We start from the raw sequence: 23,688 nt of genomic DNA, 5'->3' as shown, positions 1-23,688 counted from the left end.
GGGTGGGTCTCATTTGGTCAAAACGTCGCTACCCCGCCACTCTATGAGAGGCGGTAAAAATTCGTACCGATTTCTCGGTCACAACGTTTTCCATCCGCAAATACTGCCACACGCAACACCACCTTGTCCATCCGGTTGAACAGATGAAAACAGTCAACAACATCAAAGCAATTCACCCCTGAGTTGATTTGCGCTACCATCACCTTGTTGTCTTGCGTGATAACAGCAAACCAAACAATGGTCCCAACAACAGGGAGGAAACAATGCAAGGAAGCGATTACGACGAAGGCCTGGTGCACCACCACGAGGAAGGCTGGCACCACTGGACAAAATTCATGCTCTGGAGCGTGATCTCGATCGGGGTACTACTGCTGCTGATGGCCGCATTCCTGATCGATTGACCCAATAGATTTCCAAATTTCCCAACAAAAAACGCCCCGCAGATTGCGGGGCGTTTTAGGCCGGAAGAACCGGTAATTCGGTATTACAGAGCACGTCGCGTCTAATCTGTATCATTTTGTTTGATTTTGGCGAACCGTTTGGCAAGGCACAGCGTGCAGAGCGATGCGGCGCATCGGTCAAGCGGTGTAACGCCGCGAAACGTCGCCAAAATCAAACCCTTCGGGCCGGGACAGTCTTCCGCCCCACTGCGTCAGGATCCTTGACCGTAGCCCCGCTACGCTCTGCGGTTCATTCCTTGTGCGACAGAAGACTGTCTCCGGCAAAATGGTGCAGATTAGACGCGACGTGCTCTATGCTTAGCCGACGATTTCGGTCTGAGCGAAGAAATATGCAATTTCGATTGCAGCGTTTTCGAGCGAGTCCGAACCGTGGACCGAGTTCGCTTCGATGGATTCTGCAAACTGTTTGCGGATGGTGCCTTCCTCGGCATTTGCCGGGTTGGTTGCGCCCATTACTTCGCGGTACTTAACGACGGCATCTTCGCCTTCGAGAACCTGGACAACAACCGGGCCAGAGACCATGAAGTCTACCAGCTCGCCAAAGAACGAACGTTCTTTGTGAACTGCATAGAAACCTTCAGCCTGAGCGCGGGTCAAAGCGACGCGCTTCTGTGCGACAATGCGCAGGCCAGCTTCTTCGATGACGGCATTGATTTTGCCAGTCAGGTTGCGGCGCGTTGCGTCCGGCTTGATGATCGAAAGAGTGCGTTCGACAGCCATTGGTTTCACCTAAGCTTTGTAAAAATTCGTTACCCCCAAAGAGGGCCCCCAAGAAGCCCCCCGAGTACAAAGGGCCTGCGGAAGATAAAGGCGGTACCAAAGACCGCCCTTATCATCCACAGACCCGAAGGTTGGCGCTATATAAACGGGGTTGGATCGCAACGCAACACATAGTTCTACCGCTGCAAACCAGACCTGCAGCCGTTGCATTCACCCGTTTCGCCTGCAAAACGCCCCCAAAAGGCATGAAACTGCGATTTAGCGCCGGTTTTGCCCGGATCTGTCATCGAAATCACACCGGCCATGACAATTTGAAGAATCCTTGCGTCAAACACGCTCCTGCCCTATTGAAAGCACAGAAATCCTTGCGATTCCCCCTAAACTGCGCCCAAAGCGCCCGCAAACCAGTTCAAGAGACCAACCGAAAATGCTGCAAATTACCGACCTCACCTATCGCATTGGCGGACGTGTCATTCTTGACCGGGTATCGCTGACCATCCCTGATGGCCACAAGGTCGGCCTGATCGGGCGCAATGGTGCGGGGAAATCGACCCTTCTCAAACTGATCTCGGGCGACCTGCCCGGCGATGGCGGCGATATTGTGCTGTCCAAGCGGGCCCGCATGGGTGTCGTATCGCAAGAAGCCCCGGCAGGTTCGCGGTCGCTTCTTGAAACCGTTTTGGCGGCCGACACCGAACGCGCCGATTTGCTGGCAGAGGCCGAAACCACCACCGACCCGCACCGCATTGCCGAGGTCCATACTCGCTTGGCCGATATCGAAGCCCATACCGCCGAGGCGCGCGCTGCCGCCATTTTGTCCGGCCTTGGTTTTGACGGCGAAGCGCAACAACGCCCCTGTGATGATTTCTCGGGCGGCTGGCGCATGCGTGTGGCCTTGGCGGCCACCCTTTTCCTGCGCCCGGATCTGCTGCTGCTCGATGAGCCGACCAACCACCTTGATCTTGAAGCCACCATCTGGCTTGAAAACTATCTGATCAACTATCCCGGCACGATCATCCTGATCAGTCACGATCGCGATCTTTTGAACCGGGTGGTCAAATCGATTGCCCATCTGCATGACGGCACCGTCACACTTTATGGCGGCAACTACGATAAATTCGCCAAGACGCGCCGCGAACAGATGGAACTGGCTTCCAAGCATTACGAAAAGCAGATCGCCCAGCAAAAGCATCTGCAATCCTTCATCGACCGTTTCCGTGCCAAGGCCAGCAAGGCCAAACAGGCGCAAAGCCGTGTCAAGATGCTTGAAAAAATGGGCCCGGCCATCCCGGTGGTCGAGGATCGCGGCATTTCCTTTGACTTCCCAAGTCCCAAGGAACTGCCACCACCCCTGATCAACATCCATGATGGCGATGTCGGCTACGAAGAAGGCAAACCGATCCTGCGCAATATCAGCCTGCGCATTGATATGGATGACCGCATTGCCCTTTTGGGTGCCAATGGTAACGGTAAATCGACCCTGGCAAAGCTTCTGGCTGATCGCTTGCACCTGATGTCGGGTGAAAAGCATGCGTCAAACAAATTGCGCATCGGCTATTTCGCCCAGCACCAGACAGACGAGCTGCGCGGCGATGAAACGCCCTATCAGCATATGGCATCCCTGATGCCTGATGTCATCGAACACAAGGTCCGCGCCCAGCTCGGCCGCTTTGCCTTCGAAGGGGCCAAAGGCGACACCAAGGTCAAGGACCTGTCTGGTGGGGAAAAGGCGCGTCTGCTGTTTGCGCTGATGACGCTTGATGCCCCGCATATGCTCATCCTCGATGAGCCGACCAACCACCTTGATATCGACAGCCGCGACGCGCTGAACCACGCGCTCAACGCCTATGAAGGGGCTGTGATCATCATCAGCCACGATCCCTACTTGATCGAGGCCTGTGCGGATCGTTTGGTTCTGGTGGCTGATGGTACGGTCACATCCTTTGACGGCGACGTTGCCGAATACCGCCAGTATCTTCTCGATCGTGCGCGCATGGAACGCCGTGCCAACAAAAACGGCGGCGAAGACGGCAACGGCAATGGCAAACCCGCCAAACGCGACCGCAAGGCCGAACGCCAGCAGGCGGCTGAAAAACGCAAAGTGGCAGCCCCAATCAAACGCGAAGTCGAAAAGCTCGAAAAGCAGATGGAAAAGCTTTCCGAACGCAAAGCCGGCATCGAAGAAAAAATGGCCGACCCGACCCTTTACGAAGACGCCAACGCCCAAAAACTGGCCGACATCCAAAAGGAACTCGGCCAGATCGAAAACGACCTTGCCATGGTCGAACAGAAATGGCTCGACAAGCAGGAAGAATATGACGCGATGGTGGCGTGATCCGCCATCCCCCGCCTATTCCCCGCACCTTGAAAGCCCGTCATTCCCGCGCAAGCGGGAATCCATCTAAGCCATACGCGCCCGCCTGATGCCAAGCACCAACGCGTCGGCATCGGCCATAAGCGCTTGTGAACATCACCTTTTTCATTTAAAAAATAACGGATTACATCAACCGATGATTTAGTCCGATTTCAAAGGGCGGGCGATTTCTTGTCATCATTTCTGGTTCTGCCTTTGACATGAAAGAACCCCGAATTGACAACCCCGACACCGGTTCCGGTATCAAATTTCGATACAAGGGATATTGATCCGCGCCACCGCTTTGATGCCTGGCAGGAAAATATCGGGGTATTCTTCGATCTTTCGATGCCCGATGACGCAATACAACCTGCAAATGTCCGCGCCGGGATTGATGTTTGCGACCTCGGAGACGCCGTTTTTGGTGTAACCCGGTCACAAACCCAGCGTTTCACACGCGACAGCAACCGGGTTATCCATGACAATATGGACCACATTCTGGTCCAGCTCTTTTGCAAGGGCGGCGGCGTTACCAGCGACAACCAGCACATTGTCGCGGGCGATATGCTGATCATTGACCTTGATCAGCCCCACGACATGATCAACACCGACTTTGAAAACCTCACACTTGTTCTGCCACGGGAACTGCGCCCGGAAATATCCGATATGCTTGCCCCGCTGCATGGTTTGAAATTATCTGGCGATAACCCGATGATCCGCTTTATGGCGACCGGTTTCCTGAACTTGTGGGACAGCATCCTGGATATGACCACCCATCAGGCGGGCAGTGCGATGCACGGAACCCTCAACCTGATGCAAGGATGCCTTGGGCGCGAAAGCATGATGCCCGATGCCGTCGACACGCCAACATCAATTGCCCTTGCAAAAGTCATATCACGCTATGTCGACGCCAATCTTTCCGAAAACCTGACTCCGGCAAGCCTTGCGCAAACTTTCCGCATGTCCCGATCTCAGATATACCGCATTTTCGCACCCCATGGCGGGGTGGCCAACTATCTGTGGGATCGTCGGCTGCAGCGCAGCCTGCAATTACTGTCCCAGCATCGTTACAGCCACAAAAACATCAGCACCATCGCCTTTGAGTGCGGCTTTAACAGTGAATCCCATTTCAGCCGTGCTTTTCGCGCCAAGTTTAAAATTACGCCAAGTCAGGTCCGCGCCGATGCGCTGGCTGCCCGCAGCCGGTATCAAGCCAACAACTCGGCATCCTCGGCCTACGCTGCCGGTCTACCAAACTGGGTCCGACAGCTCTGACGACCAGGCCCACGGCCATCTCCCCCTTGCCGCTATCCCTGCGTGTGGACGCTAGAACCTGTATTCCAAACCGACAAAACCCGACGCCGTGCGTTCATCACTTGTCGCAAATCCCAACTCGATATCGGCAACAAACGTCATCTGTCGATCAAGGTCATAGCGCAAATTCCCGCCAACAAAGCCACCATGCGATGATGTCTCCCCGCTTCCCTGATACCGGACAAGCGGACCATTGCTCAGGCCGACATCAACGCTGTCACACCCGAAATAGCTGTATTTCATCCCGCCGCGCAGTTCCATCTCGCCCGCGCCATCCTCAAGATCCTGACGAACGGCCAGTTGCAAACGGCCATTGATCACATCCACACCATGCCCCTGAACCCGAAGGTTCGATGATGTCGTGCCGGTTTCGGTATATTCACCGTAATAGCCATAGGTGTAATTAACCTCGGCCGACGGCCGCAATTCAATCCCGTCGCCGATATCAATCGACCGGATCACCGCCAATGACGGGCTGATATAGACGCTGTTGTAATCTGATTGCGCGGTTTCCTCGCCCTGAAGGTTATCGACCACAAGACGTCGATCCTGATGGCGCTGATACCCGACAACCATGGTCCCATCAATCGCCCAGTCGCCAACCACATATTCACCATACCCGCCAACAAAAAACCCGCTACTGTCACTTTCAAGCGATGCCTCGTCGGTTTTCATCCCGGCAACAGACACACCGCCAAACACACCGATACTGTGGTCATCAATCGGCTTTTCATATCCGCCAACCGCACCGCCAACCCGGCTGCGATATCCCAAATTCGCCCCATCATCCCCGTGCGATAAATAACTGCCAAAAACCTGTCCCCAGACAAACGGCTTTTTCGGCGCATATAACATACCCGGTTCAAGGTCACTGGCCGCGACCACAACCGGTTGTGGTTTGTTTGATCGTGCCAGTTGCCGGCTGACCGCCTGATGAATGCCGACCGTCGTCGTTCCCAGTGCCGCCCGGTTGGCCGCAATCCCGGTGGGGTCGACAATCACCACCGTCGATCCGCTTTGCAGGACAATCCCGTCACCGCCCGCCGCTGTATTCACCGTACCGGCATTGGCGATGGTCAGGGTCGATGACCGCGCCCCGGCAGATGTATCGATATTGACCGCATTGGTGCCGCCGCCAAGATCAATCGTCCCGACAATCGTCGCGCCCGGCTTGATGTTTAACGTCTGGTTGCTCCCCCCCAAAATCGCCTGGGTCGCACCACCGGTCGCAATCACCGTCCCGCTGACATTGATCGTCCCGTTGGCCCCAGAGGATCTGATCCCGATCCTTCCCGTGCCCGATACGGTAACGGATCCGCTACCGGTAACCGTAATGGTGCTGCTGCTGCCTGATACTGCAATTCCATCACCATCCTGGGTGGTTATCGAGCCGCTATTGACCAGTGTGGCGTTATTGCCAGTTAAATGCCTCATGCCAGCCGCAGCAGTTCCGCTGGTCGTGATCACCCCGCTATTGACAAGTGTCGCATTACTGCCTGTGCTGTTGATACCATGTGCCGTATTTCCGCTGGTCGTGATCGTGCCGTTATTGACAGATGTCGCATTTGCCCCACTACTGGACAGGCCGCTTGTATTTCCTCCGCTTGTCGTGATCGTCCCGCTATTTAACAGCGTCGAATTGCTCCCGCCGCTCAGGATCCCAATTCCACCGTTTCCGCTGGTCGTGATCGTACCGCTATTGACAAATGTTACATCTCCCGCGCTACTGGTCAGGCCGCTTGCATTGTTTCCGCTTGTCGTGATCGTCCCGCTATTTAACAGCGTCGAATTGCTCCCGCCGCTCAGGATCCCGACTCCAGTGGTTCCGCTTGTCGTGATCGTGCCGCGATTGATTAGGGTGGAGTTGGCACCTTGGCCGTAAATCCCCCTGTCGATAAGTCCGTCTGTTGATATTGTTCCATTATTGACAAGCCGGGCATTGGTCGCGGTGGCATCACCAAGCATGCCGCTTCCCCCGCCCCCTGCGGTCGAAATCGTGCCGTTGTTGGTCGCTTTCACCGCGTCACCACTGGCAGTGATAGCACTGCCAGTCGTCACATTAAGAACTCCGCCCTGCTCCACCAATCCGGTTTCCCCGGCGGTCAGGGTTTTGGCAACCGTATCGGTGACACCGCTGGCTACGGTGAATTCTGCGGCCTGCGCCCGTGTCCCAATGACCGCCGCAAATAGCACGATGATCACAACCACCCCAAAGGCGGGTCCGAAACCCAGCCACCCAAACCCCTTCGACATTGATATCCCCTACCGACACTTAATTGGTTGGGGGAACAATACACGCCGCCCTGTCTTCCGTTTTGACTGACCATCCCAAATCATTGGCACCAGCGTCCCGGCCCGCCAAAAGCAGATTTGGTGATCGTAATCTGACACCGCCGTCGGCAACCGGTCATCAAGTCGCCAAAATTCCGCCGCAACCTTGGATTGCCGGGGTAAAGGCATTCCACGCAGGAGATGGTCATGGTTGACAACATCTATGGAACCGACGGCAACGACACGATTATCGGAACAGAACAGGACGACAGGATATATGGACGCGAGGGCGACGATTATGTCCGCGCGCTTGGCGGCAACGATCACCTGTTTGAGCTGGGGTTTGGTGATGACACGCTTGATGGCGGTGCCGGACATGACGACATCAATGGCAGTGCCGGAAACGATACTCTGTTTGGCGGGTCGGGCAATGACGAACTCAATGGCGGATCGGGCGCTGATGTGATTGATGGCGGCCCCGGTCGCGATGAAATCACCTTCGGCTTCACGCAAGCCCCCTCAGACCAGGGTGTTTACGTCAATCTCACGACCGGCATCGGGTTGGGCGGCGATGCCGAAGGCGACCGCTATAGCAATATCGAGGATATCCGCGATACGACCTACGGCGATGTGCTGATCGGCGATGACGGCAAAAACGCCTTCTACCAAAACTACAATCGCACCGATAACGGTGACGTGATGCAGGGCCAGGGCGGCGATGACACCTTCTATGCCGCGGCCAGCACCGACTTTTCCGAGGACCGCACCAATATCTTTGATGGCGGTGACGGGATCGACACCATCAGCTATATCGCCGGTTGGGGCAATGATGCGCCGTATGGCGAATATGGCCCGCAACCGGTCATCAATCTTGAAACCGGTACGGGCCGCGCCGGCGATCACTTCATCAACATCGAAAATGTCGATGGCAGCAATCAAAGCGACCTGATCATTGGTGATGATGAGGATAACCGTCTTATCGGCAATCGCGGCAATGACACCATCTACGGCGGTGATGGCGACGACACCCTGTTTGGCGAAAACCTGTATGGTGAGGCGGGAAACGACACGCTAACGGGCGAAACCCGCGACGTGTCGCTCTATGGCGGCGATGGGCACGATACGCTGCGTGCCGGTCCCGGCGGCAATCCGGTTTTCGGCGACAACCTTTTGTCGGGCGGGGCCGGCAATGACTGGCTCGAAGGCAATAGCGGCAATGATACCTTTGTGTTCGATGCCGAGGCCTCAAGTCGTGACCGGGTTGTCGGGTTTGAAACCGGTGACAGCGATGAAACTGGCAATCATCCCGATGCCCTGCTTCTGACAAGCGATCTTCAGGAACGCTCCGGCATCACGGATTTCGACAGCTTCCTCGATCACACCACCCAGACCGGCGATGATCTCTATGTCGATTTCAGCAATGGCGATCCATGGACATTCGGCGTGATCATCGAAGACACCGACAAGGATGATCTGACCGCCGATCATGTCCTGTTTGCCGATGTCTAAATCGGGCGAACTCAAATCCTCACACAATTGGATTTTGGGCGCGGTCTGACCCGGACATAAAAAAAGCCCCGCAGGACGTGTTTCCTGCGGGACTTTTCAATTATTTTGAATAATCGCGATGATTATTCAGGAAGTTTGAATACCGGCAGGACCGATCCTTCATACTTGGTTTCAATGAATTTGCGGACCGCATCATCGTGGTAAGCTTCAACCAGCGTCTTGACCCATGGCTCGTCCTTGCGGGCGGTTTGGGTAACAATAACATTGGCATACGGGCTGTCATTGCCTTCGATCGCAATCGAATCCTTGATCGGGTTCAGACCGGCTTCCAGCGCATAGTTGGTGTTGATCGCCGATGCATCCAGATCATCCAGCGACCGCGGAAGCTGTGCGGCATCAAGCTCTACAAAGCTGATATTCTTAGGGTTTTCGATGATATCAAGCGGGCTGACCACAAGCCCCGCCGCCGGATCAACCTTGATCAGGCCATGGGACTGCAGGACCAGCAACGCACGACCGCCATTGGTCGGATCGTTCGGAATGCCGACTTCGGCACCCTCGGCCAGTTCATCCAGACTTTTGATTTTGTTGGAATAAATACCCATCGGGGTCAGGATGTTGTACCCAACCACCGAAAGCTCATAGCCGCGATCCTTGATCTGGTTATCAAGATACGGCACATGCTGGAAGCTGTTGGCATCAAGATCGCCATCATCCAGCGCCTGGTTGGGAATAACATAATCCGAGAAGCTGACCAGTTCGATGTCCAAGCCCTTGGTGGCTGCGACCTTGACGACTTCTTCCATGACTTCTTCATGCGCACCCGGGGTAACGCCGATTTTGATCGCATCGTTGGCCAGTGCCTGACCGGTGAGTGCGGATGCCAGAACGGCAGCCGCCGTCAGTTTAAGGAAAAACCGCATTGTAAAACTCCTTGATTTCATTTGGGTTTGTGCGGGAATTTGGCGAATGTGAGCAATCCTCACATTCTGATTTTGATCAGATATTTCGTTTGTCGGCCTTGCGCGCCAGATAGTCGCCAAAGCTTTGCACAACCTGCACGACGACAATCAGCGTGATGACAACAGCCGCCATGACATCCGGGCGAAAACGCTGATAGCCATAGCGAATGCCAAGATCGCCAAGCCCACCGGCACCAACGGCCCCAACCATCGCGGAATAACCAATCAGCGTCACCGCGGTCAGGGTCAGACCGTGAATGATGCCCGGCAATGCTTCGGGCAACAGAACCTTGGTCACGACCTGCACCGGGCGCGCGCCCATGGCCTGGGCGGCTTCGATCAGGCCGCCATCGACTTCGCGCATCGCACCTTCGATGATCCGCGCAATGAACGGAATGGCCGCCACAGTCAATGGCACGATGGCAGCAGACGTGCCAATCGAGGTGCCGACGACAAAGCGGGTAAACGGAATGATCGCCACCGCCAAAATGATGAACGGGACCGAGCGGGTTGCATTGACCAGCGGGCCAAAAACGCGCTGGAACCAAAGGGCTTCAAACAGCTCCCCCCGGCCAGAGGTGGCGAGCAGCACACCAAGCGGCAAGCCAAAGGCCGTCGCAATCGTAAGCGAGACGGCCACCATATAAAGGGTTTCACCGGTCGCCTGAAGCAGAATGGGTGCAAGGGTAGAAAACATGACTTAGCCCTCCTGCCCGGCGGCAACGCCGCTGGTATTTGTATTGGTTTTGGTGGTGCTGTTCGCATCTGATCCGGCGCGGAAATCCATGAATTCATCGGCCAGAAGCGATTGGGTGGTCGCGTGTTTCGGATCGGCAAAGATGCCTTCAACCGCGCCCTCTTCGACAATCACACCAGCATCCATGACCGCCACACGGTCACACAGCGCCTTGACCACCGCCATTTCGTGGGTGATCACCACCATGGTCAAACCAAGGCGTTTGTTGATGTCCTTAAGGAGTGTGAGGATCTGACGAGTGGTTTCCGGATCAAGGGCGGATGTCACCTCGTCACACAGCAAAACCTTGGGGTTGGATGACAGCGCACGCGCAATGCCGACACGCTGTTTCTGACCGCCCGACAGTTCGGCCGGGTAGCGATCACGCTTTTCTTCAAGCCCGACAAGCGGCAACAGCGGATCAACCGCCTTGGCGATCTCGGCCTTGGTGACACCGGCAAGCTCAAGCGGCAGCGCGATGTTATCAAACACGGTGCGTGACGACAGAAGGTTGAAATGCTGAAACACCATGCCGAGCTGACGGCGGAACAACGGCAAATCGCGTTTGGAAAGTGTCGTGACATCGGTGCCATCAACCGTGACCGAGCCCGAGGTCGGGGTTTCAAGCAGGTTGATGCAGCGGATCAGGGTTGATTTGCCCGCACCCGAGCGGCCAATAACGCCGACGATTTCGCCAGCAGCGATATCAAGATTGATGCCGCGCAGCGCAACATGTTCGTCGCTGCCACGCCGGGCTGCATATGTTTTCTGGACGTTCGAGAGCCGGATCATGGATCCCAACCTTTCCGTAGATACAAAAAAACCGCCACGGCTTTACCGAGGCGGTCGTACATACAGAGCATATACGCCCTCTCGCTTTAGCCGCATTTTTAGCGCGCCCGCAAGCTGAGGAGCAAATCGGCGCGTTCAACACCCCTTGTCTATCTGACCCGATGTCATTGTTCAATGGCTAAAATCATGCATTTCACGCATGGCATGTATGATTCCCAAAAATACAACACAAAAATTTTGTTTATTGAGCACCTAATGGCCCGACATCACAAAGCCCCACCCTGTTCGTCTATCAGGGGTCAATATCAATGCGGGATTGAACAGATGGCCTTTGCCAACCGGATCAACGACCTTGCCCGAACACTGTCGCAATACCCGACTTTTGTCACAGTCATGGGCAATAAGGTGGATGTGCGTACCAAGGAGCAATTGGGGACACTGTCTGCCGAGACAGCCAAGCTCGAAGCACTGGCGGCCGAGGGAGATACCGCCATCGCAAATGGCACCTGCACGGACCCAGCGGGGCTTTCATCCCGGCTGGACTTCAACGCACCCCAGATTTCATCCCTGCTGACCGCCTTTGCCGCCCAAGATTCCGAGCGTCTGAAATCGATGAGCATCATCAGCAAACAGAAGTTTGATGCCTATGCTAAGAACCGGCTGGGTGCGGAAAAGCGCTTTGCCGAAGAGGTTTCCCAACTGCTCACCCAAGAATCTCAGGCTGTCGGACAACTTGAAAAACCACAACAGCCCAAACCTGCCCCTGACCTTACACCCCAGCCAAAGCCCGAGCCTCGGCCGCAACCTGCTCCGAAACCAGGTCCTAAGCCGAAGCCCGTCATGTCCTTACAAGAGGTCATTGCATCCTTGCCCGGATATATGCAGGTAAACCATCCAGAAGCTATTTCCGACTTTGATGCAGATAGTCTGAAAGTGGCCTGCGACACCGCCGGGGAATCCGCAATCAAGCTTGGCGTTAAAACACCGGATGGGATCGTTGATTATGCCACGGTGCAATTCACGGGTGGCGCAAACGTCACCAGCCAAGCTTGGGCAAGCGCAATCCTGAAAGATAAGGCCCTGGGCACCATTGATGACCGTGTCGCAATCCTGAACAACGCCCTGCAAGCAAGGCTTTCACTTGCCAGTGTTTTGGGCGCTGACACATCCCCCGAACCGATCAACAGCTGAGGACGTTATGGCACAATATACTCTACAGCTAACCGCCCCTGCTGGCGCTTATCCGTTTGATGAGGTGCGGGTATCATTGACCTGCGACAATCAGCCACAGCAAACGCACAACATGACCCTGACGCCCGGCGTGGCCGAATCCCATGAGTTCACCATCGACAACGGAACCTGGCGTTTACGGGTCAATGGTGCCGGGTTTGTGCCGATTGACGAACAGAATATTGTGGTCAATGGCGACGGACTAAATGCCAAGGATCTCACCGTCATTTACTACACTCTTCACACGGATCGCAATCGCGACGGTGCCGTTGACGGGGCGGGCATCATTAATCAATTCACGCCACCCGCAATCACTTTTGGCGTGCATGGTCAAGGTGCCATTATCCCGGTCAATTGTAACCGTGATGACAATACAATCACCGCCGGTTATGCCGACAATCAGGACGATAAGGTCAATGGCAACAATGATCTTGCGAGCGGGACGGGCCGGATTGAGATACGCCGCACCATTGCCGGTCCTGTAGTCGGCGTGCCCGCAGCGTGGGAGCTTAAGCTTAAGGTCATACGCGAAACTTTGGCCGATGACGAACCTGAGAAGCATATCCGGATCTTTGATGGTATGCTGCAAGACAGCGACGAGATGATCGGCCCTGAAACCGACAGCTTCGCCCGCCCGACCACGGCTGATGTCGGAGCGAGCAAAATCTATGCAATCGAAGCCGTGCGCTTTGCCGGGCGCAACTTTGCCAACGGTGAATGTGGCCTTGTCCTCAGCGTTATTCAGCCCGAAGTCACTGGACCGGACACCACCACCTATTGGTATGCAGATAGACTTATGGTTGCTCGGTGGATCGGCAATCATCATTTGCAAACCGTTAGTGATCTTTACGTTGCCATTGCAACCAATGATGACGGATCAGACAATCAACTGTTCAGAGCCGCGCTTGGTAATGCCGCCGGTGCTGATAATCCGGCGATCACGGTTACACCCGGCGATCCGGAAAATGCACAGGAAATCGATATCCCGTATCTTAACGGCAATGTCTGGGACGATTACGCCCCGGCGGGTCAGACCGCACCCGAGCCGGCTGGCGATGACCGATGGATGCGCGACACTGTGGTTGCGGGTTACAGCAGCTGGCCGGGAAACAATAATGCCGCGCTGTCGAAGAACGCTTTCATGAAAACCCACCGTTGGGGTGCATTGCAGAACTGGGTTTTCGAAAGTCTCCTGAGTGCCGATGTCGGCGTGTTCTACCCGGCGGCCGGAAGCACTGACGATATTGTGTCGGGAAATTCGGGTGGCAATATTGCCGTGACACCGCCGGTCAAAAAGACCACCCTTGCCGGGACGACCAGTTATCGGTTTGGACGGATCTATTACGGGCATAACCAGGAGCATCAGGTAGACCGAAGCAGCCGCGACTTCATGGCTGCACAAAACATGCAAGCGCCCATCGTTCTTGATACTGATTGGCTTTATGTCGGCCATGTTGATGAAATGATGACCTTTGTGCCAGATCCGAACCCGGCCGATCCATTCAAGAAATGGAAGCTACTCGTCGCAAGCCCAGCCGAGGCATACCGTCTGCTGACAGCCGCCCAGGGTGCACATGGGTCGGCAAACATGCTTAAACGCCCGGCTTGGAACGGCGGGAACAATCAGTTTGATTATACGGATCTTGAGATTGACGGCACGCCAGTTGGCGCAACCATCAATACCTTTCTTGGCAACGGTAATGCGCCATTGGATCATCCGGAAACCGGTGCATCCTACACCTATGAACAACTGCGCAACTGGAATATCCATGGCGTAGAGGCCGTTATTGCGCAGAATATTGACCGATTAAAAATGGCGTTCGATCTGGCCGATGATGATATCATCAAGGTCCCGGTCATTTTCTATCCAGAAGATTACATCGACGAACCCTATGCGCTTCTGGACATGCTAGATCCCACAGCACTGGATGATGATGACGGGTTCAACATCTATCCGGGGGTTGATGGCGGTTTCCAATGCGGCGCATTGACCGGCGACATGCCCAACATGTTTGTTGGCAACACGCGCTTGATGATTCCCAAGCCATATGGCCCTTGGATTGTCGATCTGACAGACAACGTCAATCACGGGTACGATCTGTTTGAACGCGATTTACAGCAAAAGCTTGCAGCCATCGTTAATGGTCCAACTTGCGTCTTTATCGACGATTGGGTCGATTATCATACGATGCTTGGCGAAATTCACTGCGGCACCAACGAGGTCCGCAGCCCATATGATGGCCAAACGGCATTTGGCAATGCGCGGTATGGCCAATGGTGGACTGCGGTTGATGCCTGATATCATTGCACATGAAATGGGAGCGCCCCGATGAGCGCAGAAAGCGACTATCAACAAGCCCTGAAAGATATCGCAAGCCTTGCCAAGCGCGAAGCAGCCCGCGTCACCAGACGCCCCGCTGCAAAGGCCATTGATCAGCTATTTCGCAAATATGGCGGCACCATCGCCGCCCCGCTGATTGCTGATTTAAAGGCCGGCGCGTGGAAGAAATGGGAAAGCTGGCAACTGGGCGGTGCCATGTCCTATCTGGGAAGTTTCGCCACATCAGATGCTGTTGCGCCGTTGCGTGACATCGAACAGAACTATCCGGTTGCCGACATTCAGACACAGGCAAAGGAATTGGCAGACCTTCTGGCGACACTTGACGTTGCCGTATCGGAAGCCAAACAACTTGCGCAAGTTCAGGACGCCATAAAAGGCGGCAATACCGACGAGATGGCCCGCGCAATGCTATTGGCGCTAGCAAAAATTGACCCTGATTGGCCGGTGCGGGCCTCAGCCATTCAGAAGGATCTTTATAAACTGTCCGCAGACAGTTTTCCGGCGATCAATGAATTAGCTGCGGGCAAATTGTCGCAAGCCGACGTGACGAAGGCGTTAGTTGAAATTCTGTTCCGGCAGTTCCTCGGCAAGACCTCGCCGCCTTGATACCACACGAAATCAGCGTAATCAGCTTTCTGCTTTTTCCCCACGCCTTACTATTGAACACTCTATCACTGGGTGAAAAGCAGCTTTAAAAAACTGCGCAGCAGCATGACCTGATCGGCGAGTTTGCGGGGTTCGTTGAGTGCCTTTGACATGACGATGCCGCCTTCGAGCACGGTTGAAATCATGTCGGCGACTTGTTCGAGGTCGACCGGTTCTGTCGTCTGATATTGGTCGGCGATATCATCAAGGATCGCGCGGAACCGGGTGCGCCAGGCCAGAACGGCATGGCGGTTGAGATCGCGGACTTCCTTGTCAAACAGCCGTTCCTGATAGCAATAAACCGCAACGATGCAGCCCGGATGACCGTTGGGCAGATCTTCAAGCACCTCGGCCAGCATTTTAAGCGCTGCCAGCAATTGATGCAGCGGATCGTCGACCAGTTCGCGGGCGCGATCAAACACCTGATCGAGGATTTCGTCATCCTGTTCGATATAGCGTTGCAAAAGCGCGCGGGCGAGTTCGTTCTTGTCGGAGAAATGATAGAAAAACCCGCTTTTGGTCAGACCGGCTTCGCAAATGATTTCCTCGATCGAGGTCGCACCGAACCCCTTTTCCAGAACCGCCTGCGATGCGATTTCCAGAATGCGTTCGCGCGTGCGTTCGCCCTTGCGTTTGGGGCCACCGAATGTGTCGGTGATTGTCAGTTTTTCCATCTCAACCCTCGCTTACCCTACCGCCGGTACAGTTTTTCGTCGTCAAAGGCCGCCACGGCCGCGCCGAAAAACACCGGACAACCCATAAGTATCTGTTTTGAATATATTTTTGAAAATCTGAAAAACCTGACCGTGTGCCTACTAGATGCAAAACTCAATCAGGGCGAGATTTCCGATCCGCGATTACATACCCCCGCGGTAGAAATTTTGAAACCCAAAACTGAAATTTGGACCCATGAGCACAGGCAATCTGCCCCTTCCGCACCACGGAAAGGTAAAATTCATCACCGATGGTGGTCTTGAAACCACCCTGATCTTTCATGACGGGATTGATCTTCCGCATTTTGCATCGTTTGACCTTTTGAAAACGGATGCGGGCTGTGCGCGTATCACCGCCTATTACGAACGTTACCTTGATCTGGCCAAACAGGCCGAAGCCGGATTTATCCTTGAAAGCCCGACATGGCGCGCCAATCGCGACTGGGGGGCCCGGATCGGTTATGACGTGGATGATCTGGCCGATATCAACCGCAAGGCCATTGCCCTGATGGCGGAGCTTCGCGATCGTTATCATTCGGATGCTACACCCTGCCTGATCAGCGGCAATATCGGACCGCGCGGTGACGGATATGTGCCATCAGACCGGATGACGATCAATCAGGCGCGCGCCTATCACGCCCCGCAGATCGTTACCTTTGCCAAGGCGGGGGTCGATATGGTGTCGGTCGTGACCATCAACTATCCCGAGGAAGCCATCGGCATCGCCCTTGCCTGCCGCGATGTTGATATTCCTTGTGTCATTTCGTTCACGGTTGAAACCGATGGCAACCTGCCCAGCGGCGAGACCATCCGTGATGCGATTGCCATGGTTGATGCCGAGACCGGGGCTTACCCGGCCTATTACATGATCAATTGCGCCCACCCGGATCATTTCCGCGACCGACTGGAAGAAAGCGGCGACTGGAAAACGCGCATTTGTGGTGTACGGGCCAATGCATCGCGCCAAAGCCACGCCGAACTTGATGCCAGCACGCATCTTGATGATGGCGATCCGGATGAACTGGGGCAGCTTTATCACGATCTGGTTGATCTGCTGCCCAATCTGGCGGTGATTGGCGGCTGTTGCGGCACAGACCATCGCCATGTTGCGGCCATGACCAAACATGCCCTGCCGCGCCTTTTGGCAGCAGGCGCCTAAGAACCAAACACGAAAACCCAAAAAAAACAGGATACGAGCAATGATTGCAGAACCCGTACTGGAACGGGCGGCACGTAAGGGTGCCGCCCATCCAAGCCACCCGCGCCATCCACGCCACCCGCAACCGGTCACAAGCTTTGTCAGGGCGACCAAATCGGATGCCGATGCGATGGCCCAGCTGATCAATATCGCCGGTGAAGGTTTGCCGGTCTATTTGTGGCAAGGCATGGCAGAAGGCAGCGAGACGGCCTTTGATGTCGGGCGCAGACGCGCACAACGTGATGAAGGCGGATTTTCATATCGCAACACCACGCTTGCCGTCCGTCATGGTGAAACCGTTGCGGCACTTGTCGATTATACCCAACCCGATCAGCCAGAGCCGTTTGACCCGGCAGATATCCCGGCGATATTCGTGCCGATCCTTGAACTTGAAAGTCTGGCACCGGGAAGCTGGTACATCAATGTTCTTGCCGTTTTTCCAGCCCACCGCGATCAGGGGATTGGATCGGCATTGCTTGCACGGGCCGAGGCCAATGCCCGGCATGCTGGTAAAAAGACTGTCAGCCTGATTGCATCGGATGGCAATCCCGACGCCATTCGCCTTTACCAACGCCAAGGCTTTGTGGCCTGTGCCCAACGCCCGATGGTCAAGGAAGGTTGGGAAAATCGTGGTCAGAACTGGGTGTTATTGATCAAGGAAATCTGAACAGAACCTTGAAACAACAAAGGCCGGAAGCACTCAGCTTTCGGCCTTTTTTTCCCACGACCCTTGCGGGGTTTGCTGCCAGTAGGACAGTTTGTGTCCGGCGTCTTTCCAGTCTTTCCAGCGCGTGCGGGCTTCAGAAACCGCATCGTGATCGCGATCATCAAACAGCATGATGACGCGTTCATAGTCCCCCACCTTGTCGCTCATGGCGCGGTCGGTCAGAAACAGGAACTGGGCGTTGTTGGGATTTTCATCCTCGGCCGTCAGCCAGACCGGCTGCATTTCGGCATCGCCGTCGGACTTTGATCCGTGGGGCAACCAGCTTGCGGCGTCATAGGTCCAAAGCAGGGTATTGATCGCCTCGACCCGTTCTTCGACACCGGTCATCACCACAGCACGCTTTTCGCGCTCCAGCGTTTTGGAGAGCAGCGTGGGCAAGGCCCGTTCCAGCGGCATGCTGGTGAGATGGTAAAACCAGATATCAGCCATAGCCAATTGAGTATCGCGAAAGCAAAAACGGGGCAAGATGATCATCACCCTGCCCCGTCTTTTATTCAGTTATGCGTTCCTGAAATCAGGACTCGTAATTATCGGCAACAAAGCGATCGAGCAGACGCACGCCAAAGCCGGTGCCGCCTTTTGGCACGACTTCCTTGTCCGCGGTCGACCAGGCCATGGCGGCGATATCAAGATGCGCCCACGGGCGATCCTTGGTGATAAAGCGTTTGAGGAACTGGGCCGCGGTGATCGAACCGGCCGGACGGCCGCCGACGTTTTTCATATCGGCAATGTCGGATTTAAGCTGCTTGTCATAGGCCGGCGACAGCGGCAGACGCCAGACGCCTTCATCAACCGAAAGACCGGCTGTGGTGATCTGGGTCGCCAGATCGTCATTGTTCGAAAACAGACCGGCATTTTCATGGCCAAGCGCAATGATGACAGCCCCGGTCAGGGTCGCGAGGTCAACAATCAGACGCGGATCGTATTTTTCCTGCACATAGGTCAGCGCATCACAGAGCACCAGACGGCCTTCGGCGTCGGTATTGATGACTTCGATCGTCTGACCCGACATCGAGGTCACAACATCGCCCGGACGCTGTGCGGTTGAGGACGGCATGTTTTCAACAAGGCCAAGTACGGCAACCACGTTGCATTTCGCCTTACGCCCGGCGAGTGCCTTCATTAGGCCCGATACCACACCGGCACCGCCCATATCCCACTTCATGTCTTCCATGCCGGCAGCCGGTTTGATCGAAATACCGCCGGTATCAAAGGTCACACCCTTGCCCACGAAGGCAATCGGCGCGTCCTTTTTCTTGCCACCGTTCCAGCGCATGACGACCATGGCCGGTTTGCGGGCCGAGCCCATGGCAACACCCAGAAGTGCGCCCATGCCAAGCTTCTTCATTTCCTTTTCGTCAAGGACGTCAATCTCGACCCCGAGTTTTTCAAGGGCAGAGACTTCCTTGGCGAAGCTTTCCGGATAAAGAATGTTGGCTGGTTCGGACACCAGATCGCGGGTGAAGAACACGCCTTCGACAACCTTTTTGGCACTTTCAAACTGTTTCTTGGCGTCCTTGTGATCGCGGGTGGCGATATCGAACGCCTTGAGGACCGGCTTGTCTTCCTTGGTCTCTGTCGTGCGGTATTTATCGAACCGATAATCGCGCAGCATCGCACCGGTTGCGAAATCACAGGCGAGGTTTTCCATATCAAACAGAACGGAAAGTTCTTTCTCGCCGGTGGAAAGCGCGCGGGCGGTGACGGAGCCACCAAGTTTCTGGGCGGCAATCACGTCAAATTCGGCTTCCTTGCCGATCCCGAAAATGATCACGCGCGACAGATCGACATTGGCCGGTGCCAGCACCTGAAGGCTTTGGCCGGATTTGCCCTTGAAGGTCGACGCCTTGATCGCCTTGGTGATCGCACCCCCGGTTGCCTCATCAAGTGCGACGGCACTGGGCATCAGATCGGCACCCTCGGTCGCGAAGGCGATAACGGCACCGGTTTTCGGAATGGCGAGATCGGAAAACGTGATCTTCATGGTGAACAGGACTCCTGTCATGTTTCGGGGCGCAGTCCTTGATCAAGCAACTGCAAAGAAATTGATGCTCCTAATCTAGCGCGTTAAACGCGGTTGAAAAGGCTTATCGTTCAAAAAGGTGCGGGATTTCACGCAAAGGCAACACCAACCCGACAAAACGCCGTCCCGACGAATTGCGCAACATCAAGGCGCGATCAGGTTTGATCGCTACTATGACGCATTCCAACATTCTGGAGGTATGTCATGGCTGGCAGAACCGCACCGATTTCGATTACCGAACCACACAGGGCCACACATCCGTTCTGGACGGGGGCTTTTCGCCCGCTTTTCCTGCTGGCCGGGGTGCTGGCCATCGTGGCTGTTGTCTGGTGGGTGGCGGGTTTTGTGCATGGCATTGCGACACCCAGTCTGGGAACAGGCTCATGGTGGCATGCCCATGAAATGATTTTCGGATTTGGCGGGGCGGCCATCGGGGGATTCTTGCTGACCGCGATTGCCAACTGGACAAGTCGCACACCGATTTCCGGGGTCATGTTAATGGCGTTAACCATAAGCTGGCTGATCGGGCGGTTGGCCATTGGCTTTGGCGAACATTTGGACCCGGTTTTGACGATTGCCGGGGCGCTTATTTATTTCATCTTCTTGCTGGCCCTTGGTGTGCGGGAACTGGTTGCCGCCCGCAATTACCGCAATATGCGGGTTCTGGCCGTTATTTCCGTAATCGCGCTGTTTGACGGACTGTTTGTTGCGGCTTGCCTTGATGTCATCGCCCTTGATCCGGCCATGCTGTATCAAACAACAATTTTGACGATCATCTTGTTGATCGGATTGATTGGCGGGCGGGTGATCCCGGCCTTTACACGCAACTGGATGCAGCGCGAACAGATCAATGCCCCGATGCCTGCCATGTTCGGGCGGTTTGACATGGTGTGTCTGGCCAGCATTGCGCTTGGTATCGTTGCCGTAATCCTTGATCCGGCGGGGGTGATTGCCGGTTCTGTGTTGCTGTTTGCCGGGATTGTGCATGCCATCCGTTTGATGCGATGGCGCGGGGTGCACAGTTGGCGCGAGCCCATCGTGATCATGCTGCATCTTGGCTATTTCTGGGTGCCGGTCGGGCTTGTCCTGCTGGGCGTTGCGATCCTTTGGCCCGATGTCATGAGCAGCCGCGATGCCCTGCATGCGCTTACCGGCGGGGCGATGAGTTGCATGATCATTGCCATTGCCGGGCGGGCCGCCCTTGGCCATACCGGGCGTGAAGTGCGCGCAGGTTGGGCCTTAAACAGTGCGTTTGGGCTTATCTGGGTTTCGACCGTATTGCGCGTCATGGTCGGCTTTGCCGGATCGGGCTATGTCACCCTTCTGGCGATTGCGACCCTGATGTGGATTGGCGGGTGGCTGGCGTTTTTGATGGGTTATGCGCCGGTGTTGCTGGGACCAAGTCAAAAGAAAACGCGCGGCATTCCGGTACAGTAAAGCAAAGCGACCTAGCCAAAATCAAACAGCGAAAGCGACGGGTTGGATTTGATGTATTCCACCTCGTCGTTTTCGACATCGCCGGTGGAATGCCAGCCGTGGCTTTCATAAAAACCATGCGCGCGGTTTTCCGGATTGGCCCCGGTGGTGAGCGAGATGTCATTACATCCCTTGGCAAACAGCCAGTCTTCGGCGGTGCGCAGCAACGCCGCCCCCACCCCGCGGCCTTCAAATTCCGGATCGACAAACAGCGCCCACAGGGTGGCCTCATTCGGGATGGCGATGGCGAAGCCGGCGGCAGAGCCATCGAGATCGGCAAGCCAGATGCCATAGCCCTGATCGAGCCATTTGCCAAAGGCCGCCTTGGTGATGCCGCGTTCGGCCAGCTCAGACGCGGAAAGGTGGTTTTCACGCACGCGGCTTCGGATGGCAAAAATTGCCCCGACATCGCCCAAACGGGCTTTGCGAATTTTCATCCCCGCCACTGCGTGTGCTTTCTTTCCAACTGCGTCAAACTTGGCGGCAATTTAGCGATATGACGCGAGAGTGCCAGCGAAATCTTAAGGTGATAAGTAATGCCTCCACCGCCGTCATCCCCGCGCAGGCGGGGATCCAGTCGGGCACCACCGTGACCTCAGAGCGATGGATTCCGGGTCTGCGCTTTGCTCCGCCCGGAAAGGCGGCGTGGGCCGGGTTGTCAGACCAGCGGTTTATTTGCCGAGATAATCCGTATCCGTCACGGGTTCCAGCCAATCGACTGGGGAGCCATTGAGCTTTTCCTGAATGGCGATATGGGTCATGGCGGTTTCGGGACCGGCCCCGTGCCAGTGTTTTTCGCCCGGCTCAAACCAGACGATATCGCCGGGATGGATTTCCTCGATCGGGCCGCCTTCGCGCTGCGCACGGCCAAAGCCGGCGGTAACAATGATGGTCTGGCCCAGCGGATGGGTGTGCCATGTGGTGCGTGCGCCCGGCTCGAACGTCACATTGGCGGCGGCCACACGGGCGGGGTCCGTGGCACTGATGATCGGTTCGATGCGAACCCGTCCGGTGAAATATTCCGGGGATCCGACCGTTGAGGCCTGTGATCCGGCGCGTTTGATATCCATGACGTTCTCCCTGTGGAATTATGGCTGAAGTCTTGTTGGCTCTGACTGCTTAGTTGCCGGCCATCAGGCGGACCGGTTGGCGTTTGGGGCCCCATGTGCCGGGGTGTGCCCGAAACACACCGGCACAATGTGTACCACAGCTTTTGCATGCGCCATGGGCATCAAGGTTCCAGTCAGACAGCTGATACCAGTCACGGCCAATCAGGATATCACCGCAGCCGTGGCAAAAGGTGCTGCTGTGGTTTTTGTCATGAACATTGCCGACATAGGCATAGCGAATGCCGTTTTCCATGGCGATTTTGCGCGCACGCACCAGTGTTTCGGGCGGGGTGCGCGGGGTATCCATCATTTTCCAGTCGGGATGAAAGGCCGAAAAATGCATCGGCACATCGGGGCCGAGTTCACTCTGCACCCACTGGGTCATTTCTTGAAATTCCGCGTCGCCATCATTTTCGCCGGGGATCACAAGGTTGGTCAGCTCCATCCAGACCCCGGTTTCATGGCGCAGATATTTAAGCGTTTCCAGCACGTCATCGAGATGCGCCGAGCAGAGCTGATGATAAAAGCGATCCGTAAAGCCCTTCAGATCGACATTGGCGGCATCCATGTGGCGGAAGAATTCCGCGCGGGCCTTATCGCCGATATAACCCGCCGTGACCGCGACGGTGCGTAGGCCCATTTCACGACAGGCAATGGCGACATCGACGGCATATTCAAGGAAAATCACCGGATCATTATAGGTAAAGGCGACTGCCGAGCAGCCATGCGCCTTGGCGGTCTTGGCGATCATTTCGGGTGTGGCGAGCGAGGAAAGCTTGTCCATCTCGCGCGCTTTTGAGATTTCGTAATTCTGGCAGAACTTGCAGGTTAGATTACAGCCCGCCGTGCCAAACGACAGGATCGGGGTGCCGGGCAGAAAATGATTGAGCGGCTTCTTCTCAATCGGATCGATGCAAAAGCCCGATGACCGGCCCCAAGTGGTCAGCACCATCTGATCGCCTTGGCGGGCGCGGACAAAACACAAGCCCCGCTGCCCGTCATTCAGCTTGCAAAAGCGCGGGCAGACATCGCACTGAATACGGCCATCATCGAGATGGTGCCAGTAGCGGGCTGGGACGGTATTCATGACCATACTCTTCAAATGGAG

The 23,688-nt window shown here is 55.6% G+C and carries 20 protein-coding genes and 1 pseudogene; 10 read left to right on the top strand and 11 right to left on the bottom strand.

Going from position 1 to position 23,688, the window contains the following annotated elements; translation table 11 throughout:
- The first annotated feature begins 263 nt into the window (after positions 1 to 263).
- Complete coding sequence (locus AUQ41_RS20660; RefSeq protein ID WP_114129841.1) at positions 264 to 401, top strand: aa3-type cytochrome c oxidase subunit IV; 138 nt, start codon at positions 264 to 266, stop codon at positions 399 to 401.
- A gap of 357 nt (positions 402 to 758) precedes the next feature.
- Here AUQ41_RS20660 and ndk read toward each other — a convergent pair whose 3' ends face one another.
- Positions 759 to 1,181 carry a nucleoside-diphosphate kinase gene (gene ndk, locus AUQ41_RS05450; protein ID WP_008891250.1) on the bottom strand — a complete coding sequence of 141 codons (423 nt, stop codon included), beginning with the start codon at positions 1,179 to 1,181 and terminating at the stop codon, positions 759 to 761.
- 427 nt (positions 1,182 to 1,608) lie between these two features.
- On the opposite strand from ndk, the gene AUQ41_RS05445 reads away from it, so the two are divergent.
- Positions 1,609 to 3,516 (top strand): ABC-F family ATP-binding cassette domain-containing protein, encoded by a 1,908-nt coding sequence (locus AUQ41_RS05445; protein WP_063087088.1) that lies wholly within the window; start codon positions 1,609 to 1,611, stop codon positions 3,514 to 3,516.
- 255 nt (positions 3,517 to 3,771) lie between these two features.
- Complete coding sequence (locus tag AUQ41_RS05440; protein WP_063087087.1) at positions 3,772 to 4,809, top strand: AraC family transcriptional regulator; 1,038 nt, start codon at positions 3,772 to 3,774, stop codon at positions 4,807 to 4,809.
- A gap of 51 nt (positions 4,810 to 4,860) precedes the next feature.
- Here AUQ41_RS05440 and AUQ41_RS05435 read toward each other — a convergent pair whose 3' ends face one another.
- A complete protein-coding gene (locus AUQ41_RS05435; RefSeq protein WP_063087086.1) occupies positions 4,861 to 7,101 on the bottom strand; it encodes an autotransporter domain-containing protein in 2,241 nt (746 codons plus the stop codon).
- A 225-nt stretch (positions 7,102 to 7,326) separates the two neighbouring features.
- Here AUQ41_RS05435 and AUQ41_RS05430 point away from each other — a divergent pair, with 225 nt between their 5' ends.
- Entirely contained in the window at positions 7,327 to 8,628 is a 1,302-nt protein-coding gene (locus AUQ41_RS05430; RefSeq protein WP_063087085.1) for a calcium-binding protein, read from the top strand.
- Between the two features lie 122 nt (positions 8,629 to 8,750).
- On the opposite strand, the gene AUQ41_RS05425 is transcribed toward AUQ41_RS05430, so the two are convergent.
- The 3 genes and pseudogenes from AUQ41_RS05425 to AUQ41_RS05415 form a co-directional block, all read right to left on the bottom strand.
- A complete protein-coding gene (locus tag AUQ41_RS05425) occupies positions 8,751 to 9,551 on the bottom strand; it encodes a MetQ/NlpA family ABC transporter substrate-binding protein (RefSeq protein WP_063087084.1) in 801 nt (266 codons plus the stop codon).
- Positions 9,552 to 9,627: 76 nt separating this feature from the next.
- Entirely contained in the window at positions 9,628 to 10,287 is a 660-nt protein-coding gene (locus AUQ41_RS05420) for a methionine ABC transporter permease (protein ID WP_008891244.1), read from the bottom strand.
- 102 nt (positions 10,288 to 10,389) lie between these two features.
- Positions 10,390 to 11,118: pseudogene (locus AUQ41_RS05415) on the bottom strand (methionine ABC transporter ATP-binding protein); the annotation flags it as partial.
- A gap of 174 nt (positions 11,119 to 11,292) precedes the next feature.
- Between AUQ41_RS05415 and AUQ41_RS05410 the strand changes: the two are divergent.
- Genes AUQ41_RS05410 through AUQ41_RS05400 form a run of 3 tightly spaced genes read left to right on the top strand, consistent with a single transcriptional unit; the run spans position 11,293 to position 15,295 of the window.
- Positions 11,293 to 12,309 (top strand): hypothetical protein, encoded by a 1,017-nt coding sequence (locus tag AUQ41_RS05410; protein WP_143588700.1) that lies wholly within the window; start codon positions 11,293 to 11,295, stop codon positions 12,307 to 12,309.
- Positions 12,310 to 12,316: 7 nt separating this feature from the next.
- Complete coding sequence (locus AUQ41_RS05405; protein ID WP_083952736.1) at positions 12,317 to 14,647, top strand: protein-arginine deiminase family protein; 2,331 nt, start codon at positions 12,317 to 12,319, stop codon at positions 14,645 to 14,647.
- 30 nt (positions 14,648 to 14,677) lie between these two features.
- A complete protein-coding gene (locus tag AUQ41_RS05400) occupies positions 14,678 to 15,295 on the top strand; it encodes a hypothetical protein (protein ID WP_063087080.1) in 618 nt (205 codons plus the stop codon).
- A gap of 65 nt (positions 15,296 to 15,360) precedes the next feature.
- On the opposite strand, the gene AUQ41_RS05395 is transcribed toward AUQ41_RS05400, so the two are convergent.
- Complete coding sequence (locus AUQ41_RS05395; RefSeq protein ID WP_063087079.1) at positions 15,361 to 16,008, bottom strand: TetR/AcrR family transcriptional regulator; 648 nt, start codon at positions 16,006 to 16,008, stop codon at positions 15,361 to 15,363.
- A gap of 235 nt (positions 16,009 to 16,243) precedes the next feature.
- On the opposite strand from AUQ41_RS05395, the gene AUQ41_RS05390 reads away from it, so the two are divergent.
- Both AUQ41_RS05390 and AUQ41_RS05385 read left to right on the top strand, forming a co-directional pair.
- The gene (locus AUQ41_RS05390) at positions 16,244 to 17,206 is read left to right on the top strand and encodes a homocysteine S-methyltransferase family protein (RefSeq protein WP_063087078.1); all 963 of its coding nucleotides are present in this window, start codon (positions 16,244 to 16,246) and stop codon (positions 17,204 to 17,206) included.
- A 40-nt stretch (positions 17,207 to 17,246) separates the two neighbouring features.
- Positions 17,247 to 17,912 (top strand): GNAT family N-acetyltransferase, encoded by a 666-nt coding sequence (locus AUQ41_RS05385; RefSeq protein ID WP_083952735.1) that lies wholly within the window; start codon positions 17,247 to 17,249, stop codon positions 17,910 to 17,912.
- Positions 17,913 to 17,945: 33 nt separating this feature from the next.
- Here the strand turns inward: AUQ41_RS05385 and AUQ41_RS05380 are convergent, their stop codons facing one another.
- Both AUQ41_RS05380 and AUQ41_RS05375 read right to left on the bottom strand, forming a co-directional pair.
- Positions 17,946 to 18,401, bottom strand: a complete 456-nt coding sequence (locus tag AUQ41_RS05380; RefSeq protein WP_063087092.1) for a DNA polymerase III subunit chi — start codon at positions 18,399 to 18,401, stop codon at positions 17,946 to 17,948.
- Positions 18,402 to 18,486: 85 nt separating this feature from the next.
- Positions 18,487 to 19,956: a leucyl aminopeptidase gene (locus AUQ41_RS05375; protein ID WP_063087077.1), complete on the bottom strand. Its 1,470-nt coding sequence runs from the start codon at positions 19,954 to 19,956 to the stop codon at positions 18,487 to 18,489.
- A 243-nt stretch (positions 19,957 to 20,199) separates the two neighbouring features.
- Between AUQ41_RS05375 and AUQ41_RS05370 the strand changes: the two genes are divergently transcribed.
- Positions 20,200 to 21,432: an NnrS family protein gene (locus tag AUQ41_RS05370; RefSeq protein ID WP_063087076.1), complete on the top strand. Its 1,233-nt coding sequence runs from the start codon at positions 20,200 to 20,202 to the stop codon at positions 21,430 to 21,432.
- Positions 21,433 to 21,443: 11 nt separating this feature from the next.
- On the opposite strand, the gene AUQ41_RS05365 is transcribed toward AUQ41_RS05370, so the two are convergent.
- The 3 genes from AUQ41_RS05365 to amrS form a co-directional block, all read right to left on the bottom strand.
- Positions 21,444 to 21,908 carry a GNAT family N-acetyltransferase gene (locus AUQ41_RS05365; RefSeq protein WP_063087075.1) on the bottom strand — a complete coding sequence of 155 codons (465 nt, stop codon included), beginning with the start codon at positions 21,906 to 21,908 and terminating at the stop codon, positions 21,444 to 21,446.
- A gap of 234 nt (positions 21,909 to 22,142) precedes the next feature.
- On the bottom strand, positions 22,143 to 22,541 hold the full coding sequence (locus tag AUQ41_RS05360; RefSeq protein WP_063087074.1) for a cupin domain-containing protein: 399 nt from the start codon (positions 22,539 to 22,541) through the stop codon (positions 22,143 to 22,145).
- 49 nt (positions 22,542 to 22,590) lie between these two features.
- Positions 22,591 to 23,667, bottom strand: coding sequence for an AmmeMemoRadiSam system radical SAM enzyme (amrS, locus tag AUQ41_RS05355; protein ID WP_232308313.1), 1,077 nt, complete (start codon positions 23,665 to 23,667; stop codon positions 22,591 to 22,593).
- Positions 23,668 to 23,688 lie beyond the last annotated feature (21 nt).

The organism is Thalassospira sp. MCCC 1A02898, from assembly GCF_001618185.1.
GTDB lineage: Bacteria > Pseudomonadota > Alphaproteobacteria > Rhodospirillales > Thalassospiraceae > Thalassospira > Thalassospira tepidiphila.
Note: the sequence above shows the minus strand (reverse complement) of the source record. Positions and strands in the feature narration are given on the sequence as shown.